The following is an 8,679-nucleotide window of genomic DNA, read 5'->3' as shown; positions in this document are numbered from 1 at the left end:
GTTTTCCCAAAACGGTCGCCCCGGATATTGAGAGCCTGCTGGCGCTCGGCAGGAAAAAAGGCCCGGCAGCCAATCTTCAGCAACGAATGGAATACCTCCATGAATCCTGTTCATCGCCCGTGAAGCAGCAATCTGATTTATTCCGGCTGACGTATGCCATTGAAGCGCTGAAAGCCGCTGGCTGGCAGAATATCTCCCTGCCTGATGGTGAATGGCATGCCGACAAATTGATTGAGGAGTTTGGTGAGAAAGATTCAGTGATGCTTATCAAGAAATCGGCACTGATTCAGGCTTTCTCCGATGATGGCACTCAGGTGGCAGTACTGGACTTTCTGGTGAAAGGAGACAGTGATTTTCTCATTCAGACAATGGCTACACAGGAATTAACGACTGCGGTAAAAGAATACATCGGTGACTGGGCAATTCTGAACCTGAGTTTAATGGCTGCAGGTTAATGCAACACCCTGCATTATTAAATTTTAATTTCCCGCAAGAACTATTGCCCCTTCTTCAGGCTGTAATGATGCCTTTAACGTGACGTAAGGAGCCAATCATGGTAAAACATATAGCAAACGGTATCGGCATCAATTAAAGGTAAAAATGAGCAGTCAATTTTCGCAGATCAAAAGCTATGCAAAAACAATATTAACAACACGAAAACTGATTTTCTTCACCAAATTCAGCATTGTATTCTCAATGGTATTAACTGGCCTTAGTTACTACACTCTAATTTCTGATTATTTCCAACCAAATGACCCTACCAATCCGTCTATTATAAATGCATTAGTGGACAAGGATTATAAATCTATTACTACCTCTACGATCGATGCTCTTGAAAAATACAATAGCGGTGAATCCAAAACAAAACCATCAGGTGATTACTATGCTTTTGTCCCAACCCGTTATAACGCTTTAACTGTACATATCCATGGAGAACTCAAGCCCGCATTAGCAAATACACTGACAAAAACGTCATCCCCAACCAGATACCGTTACAATCTCACATACCGCATCAGTATATCCCCTCTGGATTTGACTTTATTTCTGTTACTAGAATCTTTGTTTATCTTTGCCTTTATCTACTTACATTTCAATCTAAAATCAAAATATGAACATGATTTCGATGATAAAATCATCAGCAGCTATTATAATATGCTCGCAAGCCCATTAAACGAATCAAAACATAACGACATTGACCATTTAAAATCATTACTTAAAAAATTCAATTCTTTTCAATTAGAGATAAATAACAGACATAACAACCGCCGGGGACTACCAATTGATGATGAGTATGACGTACAAGATTTACTGCGAGCCATACTGGCCTTACACTTTGATGATGTGAACCCAGAAAGCGCAGCTCCATACCAATTAGGTTCAAACTCAAGAATTGATTTTTTAATTCGTGATAAAGGAATTGGAATTGAAGTAAAAAAAGCAAGCAAGAGCATTAGGGATAGTAAACTTGCAGAACAATTAATTACAGACATTCATCGTTATAGCTCGCATCCACTTTGCAAAGATATCATTTTCTTCGTATACGATCCAGAGCACATCATTAGAAACCCTGTTGGCTTGCAAAATGACCTAAACAAAATAAAATGTGAAATAACCCCCCACCTAATTATCTCACCTCCGGTTTAATATGGTTAATTTATAACAATTTCAAAACCCTATTAAACAATTAAATGTATTTCTTGAATGTACCGACCATAATGCTTATCGACAGCCCAAACAAAAAAGCTGCTGGTAACAGGATCATAAACGGAGGCACTGAGAAAGGCAGCGTCAGATACACCATCCAGGCCAGATAAAAAACCGGCATCACCATGTGTTTTGCATGGTGATAGACAAACCCCGATTCATAGCCGCTGCCAAATCGCCGAATATCACGCCGCACCAGCCCATCCACAATTCCGGTGAATGCAGCCAGAACGAACAGAGGCGCTGTCAGCAGAAGGATGAACACCCGCAGCACAAAGGTCAGCGTGATATAGATGGCGGCCCTGAGATAATCATCCACCCGGTAGAGCCAGCCCGCATCAGGGCTGCCCTTCACCCAGCCCAGCCACTCCACAAACTTCGTATCGATGAATAGCCACTGCCAGGTATGTACCAGCACCACGTTAAGCTGTCCAACCGGATCGGCCATCAGCAGGCTTTGTCGTACGTTCGCTGAAAACCAGTGCAGTTCATGGTTCATCAGCAGGTGGCTGTGCTGAGCACCTTGATCCGGCCAGAAAAAGGCCATCCCCACCCACCCGGTGATAAGGCTGAACAACAGCGATGCCAGAAGTGTCGTCATCGCCCGGCCTGCCGAGGAAAGTAACAGGGAAATTATGCCTTTCGGTGCTGCCCGCTGGGGCGGGGATTTATCCTCCATCCAGCCCCTCCTGCAACGCCGCCATCAGGGCGCTGTTATCCCGCTCCCCTTCCGGCACAGCGACATTGTTCCACCACTGCTCGCCGGTGTGGTAATTCGCCTGCATCAATGCCGCCAGCTGGCGAATACTCTCCGGCATCAGCGCATCATTCTCGCTTGCGGGCAGCGGCATACGTACTTTCCATAACTGCCCGCCTTCCAGTAGCGCAAATGCCTGGCCTTTGGGGAGCTGGATAATCGCCGCCGGGTCAATCAGCGGCACACTGACTGAACTCACCATATCCTGGGTGTTGCTGGTAAAATCCGTGCCCGTTCCCGGCACCGAAGAATCCGTCACCCCGGATATCACCGTGCTGGTCAACACCTCCACTTCGTGCAGTTGGCCTGTCAGCAATTCGGCTGTTTCGGTCTCCCGCACGCGCAGCATGATGAGGTTATTAAAGTTACCAATGACCTGTCCGGCTTTGGCATGGCTGCCAATGCCGGCCTCCACATCAGAGAGCGTTTGGGTATAGGCCGTGACCTGAATTCCCGCGCCGCCCCCTTTATTAATCAGCGGGATAAACTCATCCCCCATCAGTTCGCTGAACTCATCACAGTGCAGGTTAATCGGCAACTGCTCTGCTCCGTCGCTCCCCGGTAATCCATCGTTGACGCCAAATTTGTAGATATAGCCCGCCACACTCACAAGGTCCGCGAACATCGAATTCCCCACAGCCGAGGCTATCTCAGTATCTGACAGTGCATCCAGTCCGACATAGACGATCCCCCGTTTGCGGATCACCTGTAACCAGTCAAAGATGGGGCGCGGATCATCCAGATCGCTGTACGACGGGGCCAGCAATTGTGCCGTCTTGCCGGTGGTGAGTTTTTCGAGCAACGGCAGCAGGGACGCGACAATCTTGTCAAAGTAGGTCTTGTCATAGCGCACCGCTGAGCGCAGCCCCTCCAGAACCGGATCGTGAATTCTGGTCGCCGCCAGATACTGCTCCAGCGCCACCACATATTTATCGCGACCCTGCAGGTTACGGGGCGTGTTTTTGTCATTTATCTTACCCGCAATCTGTGCGATCACCTCCCAGGCTTTAGGTTCGTGTGCTGGCAGATAGTGTTGTGCGTAGCGGATAAACAGATCGTCGATATTGATGACATGGCGGGAGATCTGCAGGTAATCCGGGCGCTGGCCCAGCGCAATCAGCGCCCGCGAAATGATGTTCACAAAACGCCACGCAAATTCCTTAAATGCAGCGGAATTCCCCTCTCCCGACAACTGCCCGGCAATACGGCTGGCGACTTCGGAGATCCGCCCAAAGCGCCCCACCGCGTTATAGCGGGCGCTGAGATCCGGCCAGCCCAGATGAAAAATATAGAACTCATCCTCCCGCCCTGCGCGCTTAGCCTCGGCATAAGTTCTCCTGAGCAGATCCGCATCGCCTTTCGGATCAAGGACCACCACCACTTCACCACGACGGATATCCTGAGTGATTAACAACTCCGCCAGCCGGGTCTTCCCCACCCGCGTAGTGCCCATTACCAGCATATGTCCGACCCGCTCGCCCAGCGGTAAAGTCACATCCGTTTCATCCAGCTCAATGCCGTGCAACAAGGCACTGCCCCCGACAGGCGGCAACGGTCGTACCGGGTTAAGCCAGGTGTCCCTGGACAGCAGATGCCGCAGGCGCGGCAGTTGCGGATCGCTGAGTTTTTCCAGCCGTCGTGCCAGCCGGTACAGCCTGCCTGGATGGATATAGTGTGCCACATCGGGGCGACGACAGTTCAGCAGACGCTGGGTATGACGCTGCTCCCAGCGAAATCCCCGCCCGAGAAACAGTATGTGCTGACTGACCGGGATCTTCGCACTGACCACGGTGTATCGCGGTAAGCGCCGGATATTGCGCCGGTAGCGCAGAATAGTCATCCCCTGCTTTCCACGTACCCCGGCAAACACAAAAAAACCGGCAGCCAGTGACCAGCTGACCGTGGGTGACAGCATCAGCGACCAGGGTGCCAGTATGCAGAGGCTACCTGCTGCAATCCCCGTTACCGTACTCCAGAGCTCAACCGCGGGACGCAACAGAGACTCGATTGCATGCCGGTTGCTCATTGTGACAGGCCGTTATTGGTGATCAGCACCGGGTAGAACTCCAGTTTCAGGCGCTGCGCCATATCATCCCCGCTGACCGGCACCAGCAGTAGCTTCCCGGCATGTTGTTGCAGCACTTGAAAGCGAGCTGCGGAGGCCACATTCACTACCAGCCCCACCGCATGCAGGGATGACAGTGCCTGTCGTTTTTTCTCCAGCCAGTGAATCGACAGCGGATCGTCACCCAGTAAAAAGACCGGCGGCATTCCGGGTAACGAAAGTGAACGCAGTGCCACACTGCCCGGATGCAGCCTGGTTGATACCACCGGATAAATGGCCTGCGTCAGGGGCACTGGCGCAGGCTCGCTCCGGTCTTCCGGTACGGGAGCAATGGCAGCAAACAGCGGTGCCATCGGCTCACCGCCGAGGTCGGCAACCACAGTCAGCGCCGCGCTGGCACTGACAGAAAATAATAACGGGACAAGCGTGAATACTTTCAGCATTGCATGAACTCCTTCATTCCTGATTTCATGATGTTATGAGGACAGGTTCAGCATGTGGCGACGGACTTTCTGGCGATACTGTTGCGCGGGTTTTCCGCCAGTCGGATGGTGATAACGTCCCACGGCTTCATACCAGCTTTGCCAGTGCTCAAAATGCTGACGTAACAGACGGGCGGCGATTTTCAGATTGGGATACGGGGCAAGAACATCGCAGGGGGTGCGAAAGTAATAACCGTTCCAGCCAAGGTTAAGCTGTCCCAGCCCGACATCAATGTGCTGAGGGCTTACGGTACGCAAAAACTGGTGCAGCGCGCGGCAGGCATCTGAGCGCGTGGCGTACCGAAAGCTGCGCCCCGCCACATTCAGTGTCCACGGCCAGGGCCGGAGAGTCTGCTGCACGCTGGCGCCACTTTCCGTCAGTGCTACAGCATAGAGTACCCCGGCAGGCACCGCAGCCTGCTGTGCTACCTGCTGATAGCCTGTTGGTACACCGTGCGAAGCATACGCTGCGGGCAGAAATGCAAACAGTGTTGCCAGTATCAGCGGGTGACAGATTGCCATGTCGCCCCCTCTTTACCCAACACTGCAGGCATTTTCCCGTGACCGTAATGCTCCCATCTCCCACCATCGTGGTTGAGTGTGATGTCCCGGCGTTTCACCCGCGCAACGTCGATATGATGTGTGACGCCCCAGCGACGAAGCCTCGTATCGTCGCCGTTACTGTCCACCAGATAGATATCAAGGGGATTGCCGGCCTTCAGTAGCCCACTGACTGTATGGTCACAGGCCGTGCAGCCTTCACGCACAAACACCGCAAGTCTGCGGTTTACTGGCACATCCGGCGCTGAACTCACGTCGTTAACGGGTGACAGCACCGGAAAGCGCCGCTTCCAGGCCTTGTCATAGGCCCGCTGAAACGCCAGCTCCTTGTCCACGCGCTGCGATTCTTTCTCCACCAGCAGGTCAGCATAGTGGCGACGCTCAGCGTCAGTTGTCGCCTCAACACCAAGCGTGGTCAGCGGGTCGAGTGCCGGAGACCAGATACCGCGCTCGCCCCGTTTGAGTTGCTGGTAACGCGTCCACTCCAGTGTCGTCAGTCCCCAATCATGTGCTGATTGGGTTGTAACAAGAGGCGTATCAGGGCTGTGAGTGATTGGAGTTGTAGTTTCATCGGCTCCCTGCGCTGTCGATATAATCGACACTAACAGGATCAATCCGTAGCGTAGTTTCATCCCCTCACCACTCCACTCTGAAGTTGCCAGTAAGGCACAAAACAGACCGTGCGGGAGACTTCATCGACGGTCATTTTCCATGCTAAACCGGCAATCGCCTGCAGGGCGGTTTCAACCCGCATCGGCCCGGCGTTACGCCAGACATCCGGCAAAGGGCTGCTGTAGAACAACCGGGAATCGCTGCTCACCGGCAGACACAGGCCATATCCCGTTCCTGCAAGCCAGGCATGTAGCCCGTCACCGCGGGTCAGACGTGCTGATTTTGTATGCCCCTGTAGGGTATGGCGGGTTATCTGATGCAGCGGCTGACGCAGTGCATCATCAGGCGTCAGATTTACCAGGGTGTAGCGAGCGGTATGTATCACATCGCGTTCTGCTTGCGCTGCTTGTGTCGCCCCTGGTGGTTGAGGATGTGCGGGACTGGCTGCACTCACAGGTATCTCAGTGGCACAGGCAGAGAGCATTAAGACAATGGTGGGTAGGGAAATTCGGGATATAGGCATGGGCGTACTCCGGTTGAAGAAACCGGAACAGCATGGAAAAAAACGAGAATGTTTACGTCATTAAACTCAAATCAGCCAGGAGAAGAATAAAGGCAGGAATGAAGTATTTACATTGAAGTGCATACAGAATTGATGATCTTTAATCATCACAGGCCTGCTGACAATCTAAAGGCCAGGCGAACAAAAGCAAAAATGACCATTACCTTGTTGAGGTAAACAGGTCATTTTCGCGCTAAAGCACCATCACAGATAACAAACAATATGCTATCTGTGATGGAATTTCTTATTTTTGCAAAAATGCCAGACTACCGTACATATCAAACAATGTCTGATATTCGTCCGCATCGTAAAACGCCGCTTTCTGCCAGGTAAACTGTTTAGCGACTTCGACAGCAAATACGGTCGCATCCACCAGTTCGCTTTCATAACTGGTGCCCGTTTCACTGCCAGGAACGACGGTTTTGGCTGTAATGGCTAGCCCTACAACCGGCGCTGTTGTCGCCACATGCGGCTGCATAATGGAGTTAAAGTGATAAACACCGTTATCGTATGGCGTAATATCCTGGGAGGTTATCGGGAAGGTTTTGGCCGGTCTGCCGGTAGCATATTCCATTAACGTCACCAGGTCTGGTGCAACGCGCAGAATATAGCCCTCTTTTGCCGTTGGAGAAATGGCAATTCCGCGGTGTTTGATGATGCTGTTCCCTTTCGAGGTATCCACCGACAAAATTGCATCCATATCATCATCCACTTCATAATCATTCATGGTGTCAGATGAAACCGGCATGCCCATAAAATCGACCGGGTCGTGCGGCGTAATAGAAACATGCGTTGCAATATGGGTGGTAATAATCACATCACCTTCAAGCTTCGCCCCTTTCGCGGACATATCCAGCAGCTTCATGGCACTCGCCAGCGCCACAATAGAGCCATCAGAATCTGACACTTTGCCAATTCTGTCAGGCTGAGCCTGCTGCGCCCCCAGTCGACCAATAATACCCATGGTTGGCGCTGGCGTTTCGCCTCCCGCCGATTTTCCGTTGCTGCCTTTAATCACCACCTTGATAAAATCACAAATCTGAGTGGTGTCTTCCGGCGCCTCATAATTAACCGGTGTCGTGGTGATCGTCGCATCGGTTGCACCAAGGGCGGTCAGTTCATCCACCACTTTCTGGCCATTAATGCCTGGATCGTCGAGTAGTTCATAAATAGCGCTGACAAATTTCGATGACATGTTAGTTCACTCCTTTAATCATGCTTAATTCAAACGACTGGTTTGGGGCAATGTTGTCAATCTTCTCAGGAGCACGGAACCACAGCCCCTCTTTCTCACCCAAAATACGCCCCTGCTGATTCTCAATATAAAGTGCTGACCCCTCATACAAGGCCAGCAGCTCTTCCCCGGTGTTAATGCTCAAAAATTCGTTCAGCCTCTCTTCGCGGCTTTCACCGTTATGCCCAACCGGTTTGCCGGAAATGAAATGTGGATTCATCTGGAAAGGGGTAATGTTCAGCGCGTTAAAGGATGGCGGCTGAACAATGGGCATATCATTGGTGGTACGGATCGTCGGCGTTGCGACGTTGCTGCCCGCACTCCAGCCGACATAAGGCAGCTCACCGTCATTCACTCGCTGTGAAATAAGCTCAACAATGTTGTTCTGATACAGACGATTGAGCAGCGCAAAGGTATTTCCCCCGCCCACTGCAATCGCTTTGGCATTTTTCACCGCCGCAACCGGGTCGCTGAAGCGATGAATGGATTGCAGGCCATAGCCGTAGCGTTCAAAGGCGGTTTTGACGATGTTTTCAAAGTCGTCAAAGCTGAAAGAGACGGCGGCATAAGGAATAAACAGCACTTCATCAGCATCGTGCTGAAACAGGGTGTGTAACTGCTGCTCCGCATGCTCCAGATAGCCAAGCTGCCCCATCCGCGAACTGCTCATCAGTAATGCTCTTTTCATAGTTGTGCTCCGGT

At 51.6% G+C, this 8,679-nt stretch carries 10 protein-coding genes; 2 read left to right on the top strand and 8 right to left on the bottom strand.

What is annotated here, in order from left to right; all coding sequences use genetic code 11:
• Together ACRCWW_RS12880 and ACRCWW_RS12875 are read left to right on the top strand one after the other, a co-directional pair.
• The coding region (locus ACRCWW_RS12880; protein WP_438682761.1) for a DUF2913 family protein at positions 1–455 on the top strand (455 nt) is incomplete at its 5' end.
• Positions 456–600: 145 nt separating this feature from the next.
• The gene (locus ACRCWW_RS12875; protein ID WP_438682760.1) at positions 601–1,644 is read left to right on the top strand and encodes a hypothetical protein; all 1,044 of its coding nucleotides are present in this window, start codon (positions 601–603) and stop codon (positions 1,642–1,644) included.
• Positions 1,645–1,684: 40 nt separating this feature from the next.
• On the opposite strand, the gene ACRCWW_RS12870 is transcribed toward ACRCWW_RS12875, so the two are convergent.
• The 8 genes from ACRCWW_RS12870 to pepE all read right to left on the bottom strand — a co-directional run bounded on the left by ACRCWW_RS12870 (position 1,685) and on the right by pepE (position 8,665).
• On the bottom strand, positions 1,685–2,383 hold the full coding sequence (locus ACRCWW_RS12870; protein ID WP_438682759.1) for a TIGR03747 family integrating conjugative element membrane protein: 699 nt from the start codon (positions 2,381–2,383) through the stop codon (positions 1,685–1,687).
• On the bottom strand, positions 2,373–4,487 hold the full coding sequence (traD, locus tag ACRCWW_RS12865) for a type IV conjugative transfer system coupling protein TraD (protein ID WP_438682758.1): 2,115 nt from the start codon (positions 4,485–4,487) through the stop codon (positions 2,373–2,375). The genes ACRCWW_RS12870 and traD overlap by 11 nt, the downstream gene beginning before the upstream one ends.
• The gene (locus ACRCWW_RS12860; protein ID WP_438682757.1) at positions 4,484–4,969 is read right to left on the bottom strand and encodes an integrating conjugative element protein; all 486 of its coding nucleotides are present in this window, start codon (positions 4,967–4,969) and stop codon (positions 4,484–4,486) included. The genes traD and ACRCWW_RS12860 overlap by 4 nt, the downstream gene beginning before the upstream one ends.
• Before the next feature lie 33 nt (positions 4,970–5,002).
• Positions 5,003–5,530: a transglycosylase gene (locus tag ACRCWW_RS12855; protein WP_438682756.1), complete on the bottom strand. Its 528-nt coding sequence runs from the start codon at positions 5,528–5,530 to the stop codon at positions 5,003–5,005.
• Positions 5,509–6,171: a TIGR03759 family integrating conjugative element protein gene (locus ACRCWW_RS12850; RefSeq protein ID WP_438682755.1), complete on the bottom strand. Its 663-nt coding sequence runs from the start codon at positions 6,169–6,171 to the stop codon at positions 5,509–5,511. The genes ACRCWW_RS12855 and ACRCWW_RS12850 overlap by 22 nt, the downstream gene beginning before the upstream one ends.
• A gap of 26 nt (positions 6,172–6,197) precedes the next feature.
• Complete coding sequence (locus tag ACRCWW_RS12845) at positions 6,198–6,635, bottom strand: hypothetical protein (protein ID WP_438682754.1); 438 nt, start codon at positions 6,633–6,635, stop codon at positions 6,198–6,200.
• A gap of 352 nt (positions 6,636–6,987) precedes the next feature.
• Positions 6,988–7,938 carry a DUF1177 domain-containing protein gene (locus ACRCWW_RS12840; RefSeq protein WP_438682753.1) on the bottom strand — a complete coding sequence of 317 codons (951 nt, stop codon included), beginning with the start codon at positions 7,936–7,938 and terminating at the stop codon, positions 6,988–6,990.
• Between the two features lies 1 nt (position 7,939).
• Positions 7,940–8,665, bottom strand: coding sequence for a dipeptidase PepE (gene pepE / locus ACRCWW_RS12835; protein WP_438682752.1), 726 nt, complete (start codon positions 8,663–8,665; stop codon positions 7,940–7,942).
• Positions 8,666–8,679: the final 14 nt, after the last annotated feature.

Source organism: Scandinavium sp. (genome assembly GCF_051650185.1).
Taxonomy (GTDB): Bacteria; Pseudomonadota; Gammaproteobacteria; order Enterobacterales; family Enterobacteriaceae; genus Scandinavium.
The sequence above is the reverse complement of the archived record's forward strand: the minus strand, read 5'-3'. Positions and strand labels throughout refer to the sequence as shown.